General features: G+C 71.5%; 17 protein-coding genes. 6 read left to right on the forward strand and 11 right to left on the reverse strand.

The annotated features are described in order from the left end of the window. Window positions 1–450 precede the first annotated feature (450 nt). Window positions 451–591 (forward strand): hypothetical protein, encoded by a 141-nt coding sequence (locus AB0M43_RS34085; protein ID WP_363730613.1) that lies wholly within the window; start codon window positions 451–453, stop codon window positions 589–591. 9 nt (window positions 592–600) lie between these two features. Here AB0M43_RS34085 and AB0M43_RS34090 read toward each other — a convergent pair whose 3' ends face one another. Continuing rightward, the gene (locus AB0M43_RS34090; protein WP_363730616.1) at window positions 601–1581 is read right to left on the reverse strand and encodes a hypothetical protein; all 981 of its coding nucleotides are present in this window, start codon (window positions 1579–1581) and stop codon (window positions 601–603) included. 166 nt (window positions 1582–1747) lie between these two features. Next, window positions 1748–2320, reverse strand: coding sequence for a hypothetical protein (locus tag AB0M43_RS34095; RefSeq protein ID WP_363730619.1), 573 nt, complete (start codon window positions 2318–2320; stop codon window positions 1748–1750). Window positions 2321–2648: 328 nt separating this feature from the next. Between AB0M43_RS34095 and AB0M43_RS34100 the strand changes: the two genes are divergently transcribed. Beyond that, window positions 2649–3233: a hypothetical protein gene (locus AB0M43_RS34100; RefSeq protein WP_363730621.1), complete on the forward strand. Its 585-nt coding sequence runs from the start codon at window positions 2649–2651 to the stop codon at window positions 3231–3233. A 224-nt stretch (window positions 3234–3457) separates the two neighbouring features. Further along, window positions 3458–4561, forward strand: a complete 1104-nt coding sequence (locus tag AB0M43_RS34105; protein WP_363730623.1) for a hypothetical protein — start codon at window positions 3458–3460, stop codon at window positions 4559–4561. 6 nt (window positions 4562–4567) lie between these two features. Here AB0M43_RS34105 and AB0M43_RS34110 read toward each other — a convergent pair whose 3' ends face one another. Then, a complete protein-coding gene (locus AB0M43_RS34110) occupies window positions 4568–6385 on the reverse strand; it encodes a caspase family protein (RefSeq protein ID WP_363730626.1) in 1818 nt (605 codons plus the stop codon). Window positions 6386–6522: 137 nt separating this feature from the next. On the opposite strand from AB0M43_RS34110, the gene AB0M43_RS34115 reads away from it, so the two are divergent. Then, complete coding sequence (locus tag AB0M43_RS34115; RefSeq protein ID WP_363730628.1) at window positions 6523–7038, forward strand: NADPH-dependent FMN reductase; 516 nt, start codon at window positions 6523–6525, stop codon at window positions 7036–7038. A gap of 4 nt (window positions 7039–7042) precedes the next feature. Here AB0M43_RS34115 and galK read toward each other — a convergent pair whose 3' ends face one another. From galK to AB0M43_RS34145, 6 genes are read right to left on the reverse strand one after another with little or no spacing between them, the layout of a single operon-like run. Beyond that, window positions 7043–8110, reverse strand: a complete 1068-nt coding sequence (galK, locus tag AB0M43_RS34120; protein WP_363730630.1) for a galactokinase — start codon at window positions 8108–8110, stop codon at window positions 7043–7045. Continuing rightward, complete coding sequence (galE, locus tag AB0M43_RS34125; protein ID WP_363730632.1) at window positions 8094–9053, reverse strand: UDP-glucose 4-epimerase GalE; 960 nt, start codon at window positions 9051–9053, stop codon at window positions 8094–8096. Before galE ends, galK begins: the two co-directional genes overlap by 17 nt. Beyond that, window positions 9050–10081, reverse strand: coding sequence for a galactose-1-phosphate uridylyltransferase (gene galT / locus AB0M43_RS34130; RefSeq protein ID WP_363730634.1), 1032 nt, complete (start codon window positions 10079–10081; stop codon window positions 9050–9052). Before galT ends, galE begins: the two co-directional genes overlap by 4 nt. Beyond that, window positions 10078–10854, reverse strand: a complete 777-nt coding sequence (locus AB0M43_RS34135) for a DeoR/GlpR family DNA-binding transcription regulator (RefSeq protein ID WP_363730636.1) — start codon at window positions 10852–10854, stop codon at window positions 10078–10080. The genes galT and AB0M43_RS34135 overlap by 4 nt, the downstream gene beginning before the upstream one ends. Before the next feature lie 17 nt (window positions 10855–10871). Next, complete coding sequence (locus AB0M43_RS34140; RefSeq protein ID WP_363730639.1) at window positions 10872–11843, reverse strand: hypothetical protein; 972 nt, start codon at window positions 11841–11843, stop codon at window positions 10872–10874. 9 nt (window positions 11844–11852) lie between these two features. Then, window positions 11853–12557, reverse strand: coding sequence for an SDR family oxidoreductase (locus tag AB0M43_RS34145; RefSeq protein ID WP_363730643.1), 705 nt, complete (start codon window positions 12555–12557; stop codon window positions 11853–11855). A gap of 18 nt (window positions 12558–12575) precedes the next feature. Between AB0M43_RS34145 and AB0M43_RS34150 the strand changes: the two genes are divergently transcribed. Further along, entirely contained in the window at window positions 12576–12740 is a 165-nt protein-coding gene (locus AB0M43_RS34150) for a hypothetical protein (protein ID WP_363730646.1), read from the forward strand. Window positions 12741–12766: 26 nt separating this feature from the next. Beyond that, window positions 12767–13144: a large conductance mechanosensitive channel protein MscL gene (gene mscL, locus AB0M43_RS34155; RefSeq protein ID WP_363730649.1), complete on the forward strand. Its 378-nt coding sequence runs from the start codon at window positions 12767–12769 to the stop codon at window positions 13142–13144. Between the two features lie 60 nt (window positions 13145–13204). On the opposite strand, the gene AB0M43_RS34160 is transcribed toward mscL, so the two are convergent. Together AB0M43_RS34160 and AB0M43_RS34165 are read right to left on the reverse strand one after the other, a co-directional pair. After that, window positions 13205–13495 carry an FmdB family zinc ribbon protein gene (locus AB0M43_RS34160; protein ID WP_363730651.1) on the reverse strand — a complete coding sequence of 97 codons (291 nt, stop codon included), beginning with the start codon at window positions 13493–13495 and terminating at the stop codon, window positions 13205–13207. Between the two features lie 65 nt (window positions 13496–13560). Then, complete coding sequence (locus AB0M43_RS34165; protein ID WP_363730654.1) at window positions 13561–14139, reverse strand: 5-formyltetrahydrofolate cyclo-ligase; 579 nt, start codon at window positions 14137–14139, stop codon at window positions 13561–13563. Window positions 14140–14183: the final 44 nt, after the last annotated feature.

Consider the following 14183-nt stretch of genomic DNA (forward strand, 5'->3'; position numbering starts at 1 on the left):
AACTCGGGCGGGAAAGCTTTCGGCACGAAGACATCCTTCCAGGAGGACCAAGATCCTCACAGATCAAGGAGTCAACCAAACCGGGTGCAGTCCCCGCGGCCACGAACGCGTAGACCGTTCGGGGCCGGGGCCTGCCCTTGCCGCTCAACAGGTTGCTGACACTTCCCCTGGACAGCCGCTCCCCGTCACCGCCGGACTTGTCGGCCACGGTCTGGTGCGATGGCCGCCCGACCTCCCCGTAGAGGCGGTTCAGCTCGGTGAGCAGGTGGTTTGCTGGGTCGGGCGTGGTCACGGGCGGGGGCCTCCGGGCGTTCGAAGGTGCTGCGCGGCGCGGTTACAGGTAAGCATTTCCGTGACCAGTTTCGCCAGTTGTCCAGTATGGCCGGAGTGGCGGAACTGCCGTCCAGCATCGAAGTCGACCCCGTCGCGGTACACGTCAGGAGACTTTCGATGCACACGTTCGCCACCACCGTTCTGGCCGTCGCCGAGGCCGTCTGGCCCTGGTTGCCGGAGCTCACCGTCGGCCTCAAGTTCGCCAGCGCGCTCATCGGCTTCGGCATGACCGTCGCGCCACTGGCCCGCCGCCGCTAGAGCCGCCACTCACGAACGGGTGACCTCCTGGGGCAGTTCGTTTCGCGGGGTCAGCTCCCACGAGCCGTCGTCGCGGGCCGGCCGGGTGAGCAACAGGGCCAGCACCCCGCACCCGACCCCGTACCCCAGGCCCAACGGCACGAGCGAGGAGTTCTCGTCCATCGCGAACCCGGGGATGTTCGCCAGCTCGGCCGCCAGTTCGCTGACTTGGGCACTGACTAGGTACAGCAGTCCCAAGGCCGGATAGTAGGTGGTCAGGGCGATCCCGCCGTGCACCGCGAAGGACGTCATGCTGGACTCGTGCGCCGTTCGCCAGCGGGAGACGACCGCCACCCCGACCATGGCGACCGCCGTCTGGACCATGCCGAGGACGCCGATTCCGGGCTCGAACGCCATCGCGGCGGCGGACGGCAGCACCACCAGGCCCACGGCTGCGAGCAGGCGCCGCCGACCGGGGTGGTCCGTGGCGGCGAGCGCGCACCCGGTACCGAGCACCGTCAGCAGGATCGCCAGCACCAGCCGCAATGCACCCGGAACGTCGCCGGCCCCCAAGGCGGTGCCGGGCAGGAAGGCCAGCGACGTCGCGGCCGAGCCCACGACGACCAGGCCCGCCCGGCCGGAGCGCGCGGCCGTGCGGTGGCCGAGGATCCCGAGCCCCGCCAGCAGTCCGACCGCCGCGAGGCCGAGCAGCACCGCCGACTCCCGGCCGGCCACGTCGGCCCGGTCCAGCCAGATGTCGGCGACCCACCAGCCGACCGCGCCCAGCGTGCCCGTGACCATGTTGTGCCGGCTGCCCAGGCCGAGCAGCACCACGGCGCCGACCGCCAACAGGATCGCCGTCCACCTCAGGTCGCGGAGCGTGAACACCTCGTCGGTCAACGGTCCGCCCGGCTCGACCGCGGGCTGGAACCCGGCGAGACCCCAGGCCCACAAGGCCGCTCCGGCCACCCCGAGCACGCAGGCAGTGACAATCCTCAGTACGACAGGCACAGTGCGGATCCTAGGCGCCCAGCCCCGCGCCGATCGTCCCGAAAGCCAAGGACGGAACTTCCAGATCACAATCGTCAGTTGGTTACGCCGCGTTCCTCACCCGACGCGCATCGGCACTTCTGCCGTCCCGTCACCGCAGGCCATCCGGGGCGGCAGGTCACCCGGCTCAGGGCTGTCCGAGGTGTTCGACCCGCGTCTGATACTCGGCCTCCGTCAGTTCGCCCCGTTCCCGCTGCCGCCGCAGCACCGACAGGCGGGACCGGATCTCCGCCGGGGTGAGGGGAACGGGCGGGGCGGGTGGCGGGGTGGGCTCCGGGGGCGGCGGGGACGCCGGTGACCAGTCCGCCCGGGCCACGGTGACGATGCCCGCGGTACCGGCCGCGACGGCGAGCCCGATCATCAGCGCACCCTGGTTGGACTCCCATCGGCCGCGCCGGCGCTCCTGTTCGGCGATGTTCTCGTGCCCTGGCACGTACCGGATCCGGATCCGCGAGCCGACCGCCGGCCGTCCGGCCGAGTCCCGGAGCCTGAGCTCCCGGTCGAGGGGCGCCGCGACGTACACCGTGAGATGGTTGCGTGCCCGGGCGCCGTACCGCGCGGACACGACCGTCGCGTCGACGACGGTGCCGTCGCGGTCCAGCCGGTTGCGTTCCGAGATCTCGGAGGCGCCGCCCAGCGCGACGACCACGGCGGCGACACCCAGAAACAGGCCGGCACCCAGCGGATTCCACCTGGACATCCGACGATCATCCCAGCGGGCGACCGTTTCCGCTGTCCCGAACCATCGACATGCGACGCTGGTCTGCCGGGGTTCGTCGGCGGGGTCGACACCGTGCTGGACACCCCGACGGAGGTGGCCCGCAAGGACTTCCCGACGACGACAGACGCGATCCGGGAGGCCCTACGTCCTCTGTTCCGAGCGGGTGGGGAGGTGGTCCGCCGGGCAGATCGGGTGCCCGTGGACAATCCGACGGGCTCGCGGAACGCGGGCGCGACCGGGGTCGCGGAGCGGGGGCGTGGTCCGCTAGATTCGGCCGGCCTGTAGCGCAGCGACCTGGGAGAACCCGATGACCACGCCCACGCCGGAGTTCCCCCCACCGGCACAACCTTCGCAGGACCCGTTGCCACGGGCGTCCGGGGACTCCGCGGCGCCGCTCGCCGGACCCGCGATGACGGTGCCCCCGGCAGGGCCGCCGGCCGCGCCAGCCGAGCCTGCCGTGACGGCCGCGCCTGCCGTGACGGCCGCGCCGGCCGTGGCGGCCGCGCCGGCCGTGGCGGTGCCGCAGGCGGGGCCCACGATGAGCCCTGAGGCTGTGCGGCAGTCGCGCTGGGCGCGGAGGAAGAAGCCCGCCCTGATCATCGGGGGCGTGGCTGCGTTTACCGGCCTCCTGAGCGCCTACATGATTTTCGGCGGGAGCCCGGACTTCGCGAAGGTCGGTCAGTGCATGAAGGGGGAGAAGGCCGACGGCAGGGACTTCAGGGTCGTCAAGTGCGATGACGCCGCCGCGACCTGGCGGGTCGTCGGCAAGATCGACTATGTCAGTGACGTCGAGTTCGAGGTGGTCTGCAAGGACTTCCCGACTGCCGAGGGCGGCTACTCGAAATCCGGGCGCAGTAGCTACACCCTCTGCCTGGAACCGATCACGAGGTAGCGGCACTGCCGGGACGCGGGAGATGAGTCGCCCCGCGCCCCGGGGTCTCGGCGATGACGCGCCACCTGGCGTCCGAACCTCGGCGACGGCCTCATCCGTCGAGTCGCGGATGGACGGACATTTTCGTCGAAGACGCTGTGGGTGTCATCCCTGGATGACCCACCCGCCCGTCCCGGGGTTGATGGTGCGAGCGCGTCGAGGCGCGGTCCTGGTAGGACTGTGGCATGAGAACTGTGCGGCCGGTCGAGCCCGGCGAGTTGCGGATGCCCGGGATCCGGGCGGCGGTGGGTCTGGGGCTCGCGATCGGCGTACTCCTCGTCGGGGTCCTCGCTCTTGCCTCCTGGGCCATTGCGGGCTACCCGACGCTGCGCCGGGACCCCGAAGTCACCGCCGGCACCATCTTCGAGCTGCTGAAACTCGTGTTCGGCGTGGTGGCGGGGGTGGGCGGGGTCGTGGCGCTCGTGATGGCGTACCGCAAACAACGGGTCGCCGAGGCCGCCGACCAGCGCGACGCGCTCGCCTCGGGCCGCGACGGGATCCGGCTGTTCAACGAGAGGTTCGCGGGCGCGTCGGAGCAACTGGGCTCGGACAAGGCCGCCGTCCGACTCTCCGGCGTGTACGCCATGGCCGGCCTCGCCGACGACTGGCCCACCGGCCGGCAGACCTGCATCGACGTCCTGTGCGCGTATGTCCGGATGCCCTACGCCACGGCCCTCGACGACGACCACCCGGACGGTGCGGACGACCGGGTCGCGTGGGTGAAGCAGCAGCACTGGGCGCGCGGGGAACGGCAGGTCCGGCAGACCGTGATCCGGGTGATCGGCGCGCACCTCCGCGAGGGCGCGCCGGTGTCCTGGGACGGCCACGACTTCGACTTCACCGAGGCCGTGTTCGACGGCGGCGAGCTGCACCACCTGACCCTGACCGGCGGACGGCTGACGATGCGGGGCGCGCGGTTCGTGACCGGGCGGACGTCGTTCGTGGGGACGCTGTTCGCGGGGGCGGACGTGGACTTCACCGGGGCCGTCTTCAGCGGGGGCAAGGTCGTGCTGGACGACGCGGTGTTCGCACTCGGGCGGATCGCGTTCATGACGGCCGAGTTCGTCGGGGGCACGGTGAGCTTCGCCCGGGCGGAGTTCACGGGCGCGGACGTCAACTTCAACGCGGCGAAGTTCGGCGGCCGGTGCTCGGTGGGTTTCCACGGTGCGGAGTTCCGGTCCGGGGTGGTGCACTTCGAACGGGCGACGTTCGCGGCGCCGCTGGACCTGGGCGTGGCCACGGTGACCGGCACGGAGTTCCGGGGGCTGCCGGCCCGGCCCGAGAGCTGACGACCCTCATCGGGAACCGCGCGGAACCGCCTTTCGGGTGGCGCCGGCGAGAACCCCCAGGGCGACCAGTTCGGGTACGCCGAGCAGCCAGCATTCCATGTAGGCCTCTACCAGCCAGGTCACGACGAGTACGCAGAGCGCGGCGGCCGCGTAGGTGTTCCACGACCCGCGAAGGCGGATCCGGACGGCGAGGATCGGCAGCGCGACGACGGCCAGCGCGTGCGCGAGGAAGACCACGGTGGAGACCCACAGCGCGGGTTTTTCGGGATGGATCCCCTGCGCGACGAGCCCACAGCCGGAGGCGGCGCACATGGCCGCTCCGGCGAGGTGGAGGCCACGCTGCCAGGGGGTGCGGCCGTTCCGGGCGGGGGCGAAACCGGTCAGCCACCCCGCCAGGGAGATCAGGACCAGGCCCCAGGAGATCAGGGCGAGGGACAGGGCGGTGTCGGCGAGCGACGAGTCGTCGGGGGCGGTCTTGGCGACGGTCACGATGAGGCAGAAGACGAGCTGGAAGACGATCGCGAGGTTCAGCCACCGGGGGCGGGGTGATCCGGCGTTCGTGGCTGGGGTCCCGCGTCGTGCGACGGCCGGCCGGGTCGATGATGTAGCTGGCGTCGAGGGTGCCCTCTGATGCGTGACGGCCGCGATGCCGTCCCGGATCGCCTGCCGGGTCGCTTGGACCGTGATGCTCTCCCCGGTGGTGGGCTCGGGCTTCAAAGGCTCGGGCTGCACGGGCTCAGGCTGCACGGGCTCAGGCTGCACGGGCTCGGGCTGCGCAGGCTCAGGCTTCATGGACGCGGGCATCGCGGGTGCCAGTGGATCGGGTGCCAGCGGATCCGGCGCCACCGACCCGGACCGGACCCCATCGCCCGCCGGCCCGGACGACAGCACCCGCAGCCGCGCCTCCGCCTCCGCCGACACCGCCCGGCTGTCGTCCCCGCCGAGCCGCCGGATCTCGCCGGCCACCCGCTCGCGCACCATCCCGTTGCCGATCCGGTGCAGGTGCTCCAGAGCGTCCAGGGCGCCGAGCCGGTCGGCGGCGATCGGGCTGGCCAGGGCGTTGCGCACATACCCCGGCAGCGTCCAGTGCACGTTGCGCGCGATCACGATCCGGCCCTCGACGTCGTCCTGCCGCTTGGGGCGCTGCTGGGGCAGTTCGGCGGTCACCCGGTCGTGCACGTAGCTGTACAGCTCGTCGAGGGTGATGTCCCCGTCGCCGTCGAGGTCGGCTGTGCCGTCGCGCAGGCCCGCCACCAGGTGCCGGGTGAACACGGACTGGACGGCGGAACCGGTGACCTGGTCGCCCTCGAAGGCGTACTGGGTGGCGTCCGAGGCCGTCAGCACGGTCCGCCCCCGGCCGCCGAGCCGTTCCAGCGCGTGCACCTGCGGGTCGCCCTTCGCGAGCCGGCCGGCGGGGAACGCCCCGCTGTAGCAGCAGTCGAGGATCAGCACCATGCGCCGGGAGACGCAGCCCTCCATCGCCTGGTCGAGCTGCTGCGCGGACAGCGCGGTGAACAGCAGGCTGTCGCGGCGGGTGTCGGTCATCGCGAGGTACAGCCGGCCGGCGTCGTCCTTCAGGCCGTGTCCGCTGAAGTACAGCAGCGCCAGGTCGTCGTGCCGGCGGTCGCGGTAGAAGTCCCCGATGGCGGCGCCGACCCGGTGGTGCGGCTCGTCGACGAGCGTGGTCACCTCGAAGCCGGCGATCTCCGGGTCGCCGAGGACGGCGGCGAGGGCCTCGGCGTCGTTCGCCGGGGCGGTGAGCTGGCGCAGGCCGGGGTCGCTGTACTGGTGGTTGGCGATGACCAGCGCCACGCGGCGGCCCATCCGGCGTCCTCCTCAGCACGGTCGGGACGGTTGCGGGCGTCCGTCGGGCACGGTGCAGACATCGTCCTCCGGGGCCGCCGGCGATGGGGGTGCTGTGTCACGGGGCCGACAGTTGGCGCGGCGCTACCCTTCGACGCGTGACGATCCTGTTGATCAGTGGCAGCCTGCGCGCCGGTTCCACCAACGCCGCCGTGCTCGCCACCGCGCGCGACCTCGACCCGTACACGGTGATCTACCCCGGGCTCGGGGCGCTGCCGCACTTCAACCCGGACGACGACCGCCACCCGCTGCCCCGGCACGTGTACGAGCTCCGGACGGCGATCAACGTGTCGGAGGCGGTGCTGTTCTGCACCCCGGAGTACGCCGGCGCCCTGCCCGGGGCGTTCAAGAACCTGCTGGACTGGACCGTGGGCGGCATCGAGATCAACGACAAGCCGTGCGGCTGGATCAACGCCGCGCACCGGGGCGCGGCCGGCGCGCACGCGGAGCTGCGGACCGTGCTGGGCTACACGGGGGCGGATGTCGTGGCCGCCGCGTGCGCGCACGTGCCGGTGACCCAGGCCGATGTCGACCCGGACGGGGTGATCCGGGTGCCACCGGTCCGGGACAAGGTGGCGAGGGTGGTGCGGGCGATGCGGCAGTACCTGAGCTGAGGGTCTATTCGAGGTGGGCGCCCGCCGACGGGGCCGCCACGAAGCACGACGGCGGCGTGAACCGGCCCCGGGCGAAGGCCGACTCGACGGACTCCGTCACGAAGGCCACGTCCCGGGGCTCGACCAGCGCGATCACGCACCCGCCGAACCCGCCGCCGGTCATCCGGGCCCCGTGCGCGCCGGCCTCCAGCGCCGCCGCGACCGCGATGTCCAGCTCGGGCACCGTCACCTCGAAGTCGTTCTTCAGGGAGGTGTGCGACTCGGTCATCAGGGGGCCGATGTCGGTGACCTTGCCGGCGGCGAGCAGGGCGACGGTCTCCAGGACCCGGGCGTTCTCGGTGACGACGTGCCGGGCGCGGCGGCGGGTGACCGGGTCGGCGAGCCGGTCCACGTCGGACAGGTCGGCGTCGCGCAGGGCGGGGACCAGCAGTTCGCGGGCGGCGGCCTCGCAGGTGGCCCGGCGCTGGGCGTACTCGCCGTCCACGAGCCGGTGCGGCGCCCTCGTGTCGATCACGAGGATCGTGGCGTCGAACGGGATGTGCTCGGTCTCCAGGGTGCGGCAGTCCAGGAGCAGCGCGTGGCCGGCCTCGGACAGGATCGACGCCGACTGGTCCATGATCCCGCAGGGCACGCCGACGAAGGCGTTCTCGGCGCGCTGGGCGATGGCCGGGCGGTCGGTGACGGGGATGTCGAGGTCGCCGAGTTCGATGAGCGCGGTGAGGACGGCGCATTCGAGGGCCGCCGAGGAGGACAACCCCGAGCCGACGGGTACGTCGGAGGTGATGTGCAGGTCGGCGCCGGGGACCTCGTACCCCTCGTCGAGCAGTGCCCAGACGACGCCGCGCACGTAGTCGACCCAGGTGGCGGTGCCGGGGGCCGCTTCGGGCCGGCCGAAGCTGGTGGACTGGCCGGGTGCCCAGGCGGAGGTGACCGTCCACTGCTGGCGGCGGCTGCGGACCCCGGTGACGGTGGTGCGGAACGGCAGGGCGAAGGGCAGCACGAAGCCGGCGTTGTAGTCGGTGTGCTCGCCGATCAGGTTGACCCGGCCGGGGGCGCTAGCTGTTACGCGCACTGTAGAACTCCCACGCGCTGCGGATGATGTCGTGCAGGTCGGGGCGCTTGGGCTCCCAGCCGAGCTCGCGCCGTGCCTTCGCGCTGGAGGAGATGCCGACCACGACGTCCCCGGGGCGACGGGCCTGCAGTTCGACGGGTACGGGGTGCCCCGTGACCGCGCGCACCGCCTCGATCACCTCGCGGTTGCTGAACCCGTTGCCGTTGCCCAGGTTGTAGATCTCGTGCCGGCCGGGCTTGATGGAGTCCAGGGCGAGCAGGTGCGCGCTGGCCAGGTCCTCGACGTGGATGTAGTCCCGGACGCAGGTGCCGTCGGGGGTGTCGTAGTCGTCGCCGTACAGGGCGAGGGTGTCCCGCTTGCCGGCCGCGACCTGGAGCACGATCGGGATCAGGTGGCTCTCGGGGTCGTGCCGTTCGCCGAGGTGGCCGACCGCGCCGGCCGCGTTGAAGTACCGCAGGGTGACCGCGCCCAGCCCGTGCCCGGCCGCCTCTCCGGACAGCATCAGGTCCACCATGAGCTTGGTGGCCGCGTACGGGTTCTGCGGCGCGACCTCGGTCTCCTCGGTGGACGGCTCGGCGGTGGCCCGGTACATCGAGCCGGTCGAGGAGAAGATGAACCGGGGGACGCCGGCCGCGCGCACCGCGTCGAGCAGGGTGAGGGTGCCGCGCACGTTGGTGTCCCAGAACCGCTTGGGGTGCTTCACCGACTCGCCGACCTCGATCTTGGCGGCGAAGTGCAGGACGCCCTCGAAGCCGGCGTCGGGGGTGAGCACCTTGGCGACGTCGTGGATGTCCATCTGGTGGAACTCGACCCCCGAGGGGATCACGTCCGCGTACCCGCTGGACAGGTCGTCGATCACCGTCACCTGGTGGCCGGCCGCGACCAACTGGTGGACGACCACGCCCCCGATGTAGCCGGCGCCGCCCGTGACCAGCAGCTTCATAGCGAGACTCCCCGTAGTAGCCGTGCGGCCTCCTCAGGTCGCACGTCGTTGACGAACGCGCCCATCGCGGACTCGGAGCCCGCCAGGTACTTCAACTTGCCCGGCGCCCGTTGGATGCTGAACAGCTGCAGATGCAGGTACGCGACATCGCGGTCGAGCCGCACCGGGGCCTGGTGCCAGGCGGAGATGTAGGGCATGGGCTGGTCGAACAGCCCGTCGAGCCGGCGCAGCACGTCGAGGTACAGCGGCCCGAAGGCGTCGCGCTCGGCGTCGTTGAGGGCCGGGATGTCCGGCACCCGGCGGCGCGGGAACAGCCGCACCTCGTACGGCCAGCGGCTGGCGTAGGGCACGAACGCGATCCAGTGCGCGTTCTCGCCGACGATCCGGTCGCCCGCGTTCGCGATCTCGTCCTCGAACAGGTTCGGGTGCCGGCGCGCCGCCGCGCGCATGGTCCGGGTCTTCGGCGTCACGAACGGGTACGCGTAGATCTGGCCGTGCGGGTGGTGCAGGGTCACGCCGATCTGCTCGCCCCGGTTCTCGAAGCAGAACACCTGCTCGACCCCGGGCAGGGCGGACAGCTCGGACGTCCGGTCCGCCCACGCCTCCATGACGGTCCGGACCCGCTCCGGGCTGAGCTGCGCGAACGCCGTCCCGTGCTCGTCGGTGAAGCAGACCACCTCGCACCGGCCCACGCCCGGGTTCTCCACCCCGGGGGAGACCCGGTGGCTGAAGCTGGGGAACCGGTTCTCGAAGACGACCACGTCGTAGGACGGGGCCGGGATCTCCGAGAGCCGGTCGCCGGTGGACGGGCACAGCGGGCACTCGTCGGCCGGCGGCAGGAAGATCCGGGACTGCCGGTGGGTGGCGATCGCGACCCACTCGTCGAGCAGCGGGTCGTACCGCAGCTCGGACGCGTCGGGCGGGGTGGGCAACCGGCGCCGGTCGGTGACGTCGCGGGTACTGGCGTCGGACTCGTCGAAGTAGAGCAGCTCCCGGCCGTCGGCCAGGTGGGTGACCGTCCGCTTCACTGTGCGGTCACCACGATCAGCTCGCCGACTTCCTCGGCCAGCTGGGTCTGCGCCTCGGCCGACAGGCCGGAGTCCGTGATCACCACGTCCGCGTCGGCCAGCGGAGCGATGGTCGCGATGCCGACCATCTCCCACTTGGTGTGGTCGGCGATCACGATCAACCGGCGCGCGGAGTTGACCAGCAGGCGGTTGGTCTCCGCCTCCATCAGGTTCGGGGTGGTCAGGCCGGAGCGCGGGCTCATGCCGTGCACGCCGAGGAACAGCAGGTCGACGTTGAGCGACCGGATCGCGCTGTCCGCGAACGGCCCGGCCAGCGCGTCGGAGGGGGTCCGGATGCCGCCGGTGAGCACCACCGTCTGGTCGGTGCGCCCGGAACGGTAGAGCGCGTCGGCGACCGGCACGGAGTTGGTGACCACGGTCAGCCCGGGCACGTCGACCAGGCGCTCGGCGAGGGCCGCCGTGGTGGTGCCGGCGGACAGCGCGATCGCCGACCCGGGGCGGACCAGTTCGGCCGCGCGGGCGACGATCGCCGCCTTCTCGGCCTGCTGCCGGACGGACTTGGCCGCGAAGCCGGGCTCGTCGGTGGAGCCGGGGCCGATGATCGTGGCCCCGCCGTGCACCTTGGCGAGCAGGCCGCGTTCGGCCAGGGTCTCCAGGTCGCGGCGGATCGTCATGTCGGAGACGCCGAACTCGCGGACGAGCTCGCTGACCCGGACGCCACCGTGCCGGCGGACGAGGTCGAGGATGGCGGCCTGCCGCTGGGGGGCGAGCATCTAGTTCCCTACCGTTCTCATGCCCCCCATTTTCCCTCACTTTCCAACAAAGTCAAACAGCGTTCCAACTCGGCGGCCACATCCGTCAACAAGGTGTCCGGAACGATGGGTACGCCCGCCAGAGTCGTGAACAGACTCGGGAGTCCGGGAAGGGGGAAACCGTCCTCGGTGAGCACCGCGCGGCCCGCCCCGTTGCCGTTGTTGCTGAGCGACAGCGACTCGCGGGTCCGGGCCCAGGCCTCGGCGACCTCCTCCGGCGACGGTACCCCGAATCCGTGCCCCACCGGGGCGGCGTGCCGCAACCGGACGATCGCCGAGTCGCCGAACTTCAGGGCCGCCGCCGCGTGGTGGGCGAGCATGTCGTGCTGCCCGGCCGCCAGCCGCTCGGTCACGGGGCATTCGGTGCGGCACTCGGCGGCGCACACGCCCAGGGCGTGCGCGACATTGCTGTGCTGCCGGTCCAGGTACGCGCGCCAGCCGGCCGGCGGCTCCGCGGCCACCCGCAGCGCCCGCGCGCACGCCGACTTCTCGGTCCGGGTGTGCGGGCAGGTCCGGTCCTCCATCTGGCCGAACCGGCTGTCCTGGAAGTGCTGGAGCCGGGCCGGGTCGGCCGCGTGCCCGAGCACCGGTTCCCAGACGAGCATCGGCAGGTACTCGCTCGCGATGTGCACCGCCGCCACCAGCGCGGCCATTTCCCGGCGCATCCAGCGCGCCTCGATCACCTCCAGCAGTAGCCGGTAGGCGGGCCGCAGCGAGCCGAGCGCGCCCCGGGGCTGCTCCCGGGGCGACTGCGGCATCCGGGACGCCAGGGCGCGCGACTTGAGCGAGTCGACGACGTCGTACGCGCCGAAGTCCTCCGCGTCGAGTTCCAGCAACCCCTGGCCGAACTCGCAGATGCGTTCGACCCGGGGGTCGTCGACGAGCGCGGCGACGTCCCCGAAGGCGAAGCGGCGGGCGAGCGCGACCAGTACCTCGTACCCCGTTTTCATAACGGAGTTCTACCAGGACACGTAAGCCCCGCCGTTGGCGTGTAGCACCGTTCCGGTCGTGTACCCCGCCGCGGGGCTCGCCAGGTACTCGATCGCGGCGGCGATCTCGTCCGGCGTACCCGACCGCTTGACCATGGTTTCGTTGATCTTCCGCTCCAGATCGTTGACCGGCCCGGCGAAGAACTCCGTGTCGGCCACATATCCGGGGGAGACCACGTTGGAGGTGATCCCCCGCGGGCCGTGCTCGCGGGCCACGTGCGCGCTCCACGAGGTCAGGGCCGCCTTGGCCGCCCCGTAGGCCCCGTTGCCCCGGTGCGCGGCGATCGAGCTGAGGTGCACGACCCGGCCCCCGGCGGACATCTTCGGCAGGAGCGCCTCGGTGAGCAGGATGGCGGTCATCGCGTTCGCCGCGAAGGTGCGCTGCCAGTTCTCGGCCACGCCCGCGATCCCCGGGGACAGCTCGCGCCGGTCGAGTCCGCCCGCGTTGTTGACCAGGACGTCCACCCGGTCCAGCCGGTCGGCGAACCCCTGCACGGCGTCCGGGTCGGTCAGGTCGATCTGGTACCACGCCCCCGAGCCGATGTCCTCGACGGCGCGGTGGAGCACCTCGGCCCGGCGGCCGAGCAGGATGACGTGCTCTCCGGCGCGGGCGAACCGGTGGGCCGTGGCCAGTCCGATCCCCGTCCCGCCGCCACTAATCACTACTGTGCGCATCAGGCTAGCCTTGCACGCATGGGGATCCGTGATGAAGAGCGTGAGGTCGACCTCACCGACGATGACGCTCCGCTGTTGCCGGAGCAGACGAGCGACGACACCGCCTCGGGCTGGGGCGAGCGCTCCGACCGGGACAGCAACGACGACCGGTTGATCCAGGACCGCCCGCCGCACTGGGACTGATTTACCCTTTTCTGTACCCTGGGCGGATGCTCAAGGGTTTCAAGGACTTCATCACCCGCGGAAACGTCGTCGACCTGGCTGTCGGTGTCGTGATCGGCGCAGCGTTCGCCGCGGTCGTCAAGGCGTTCACCGACGCGTTCGTCAACCCGTTGATCACGCTGGTCACCGGTGGCGCGACGACCGGCGGCAAGTTCACGATCAACGGGGTCGCGTTCGACTACGGCTCGTTCATCAACGCGATCATCACGTTCCTGCTGACCGCGGCGGTCGTGTACTTCGTGATCGTGCTGCCGATGAACAAGTACAACGAGTACCGCAAGCGCAACGACGAGGAGGTCGTGGAGAAGCTGTCCGCCGAGGTCACGCTGCTCCAGGAGATCCGCGACGAGCTGCGCCGCCGCTAGACCACTTCGATGGGTACGGGGAATCCCGTACCCATCGCATGATCTTGACCTGCGGTTTTGTTAGCTGGAGGCTGCCGGGGCGGCGGCCGGCGCCGGGGTCGACGGCTTGGACTCGCCGCCCTGCTTCGGCGTGGAGCCGGTCGACGGGGCGGCCGGGGTCGACGCGGAGGAGCTGCCGCGCGAGTCGGTCCGGTAGAAGCCGGAGCCCTTGAACACGACGCCGACGGCCGAGAAGAGTTTGCGCAGCTTGCCGGTGCACTCCGGGCAGGTGGTCAGGGCGTCGTCGCTGAACGACTGCACGGCCTCGAGCTGGTGACCACACTCGGTGCACGCGTACTGATAAGTGGGCACGTCCGCCTCCGTCTGGCACTCCGACACTGCGAGTGCCAATATTGCGTCAGCGTACCCGACTTCGTCTAGTCGACGTGAGGCAGAAGACACTCAAATCCCCCACTGGGGGTGATAACTCCGGTCACCGGGCGGTCGTGCGGCTCGGCCGGCACCCGGGACAGCAGCTCGTCGTCATAGACGATCGCCACCACCGGCACCCCCGGCCGGACCCGCGCCAGCGCCCGGTCGTACGAGCCGCCGCCCTTGCCGAGCCGGCCCCCGGCACGGTCCACGGCCAGCGCCGGGACGATCACCAGGTCGGCCGTGCCGATCGCGTCCACCCCGAGCCGTGGGCCCGACGGTTCGAGCAGGCCGCGCGGGCCGGGCACCAGTTCGCCGCCCGCCCAGTCGAGATCCATGTCATCTAACAACACAGGCAGTAACACTCGGGTACCCAGAGCGTTAGGCAACTCGGGTCCACCGGGCTCGCTGCCGACGGGGACGTAGCCGGCGACCGTTCCCGGACGTACCGTCACCAACAGCTCAGCCACCGCGGCCAGAATCCGTTCCGCGGTGAAAGACCTGGCAGTGGCCGGTGTGGCTCTCCGCACGGAGAGCAGGGTGGTGCGCAGCGCCGTCTTTTCCGCCAACATGGTGCCAAGCATGGCAGGCCCGGCACGCGGCACGGGCCCACGGCGGAGAGCCCGGA

Origin of the sequence: Longispora sp. NPDC051575 (assembly GCF_040681875.1) — a bacterium.
Taxonomy (GTDB): Bacteria; Actinomycetota; Actinomycetes; order Mycobacteriales; family Micromonosporaceae; genus Longispora.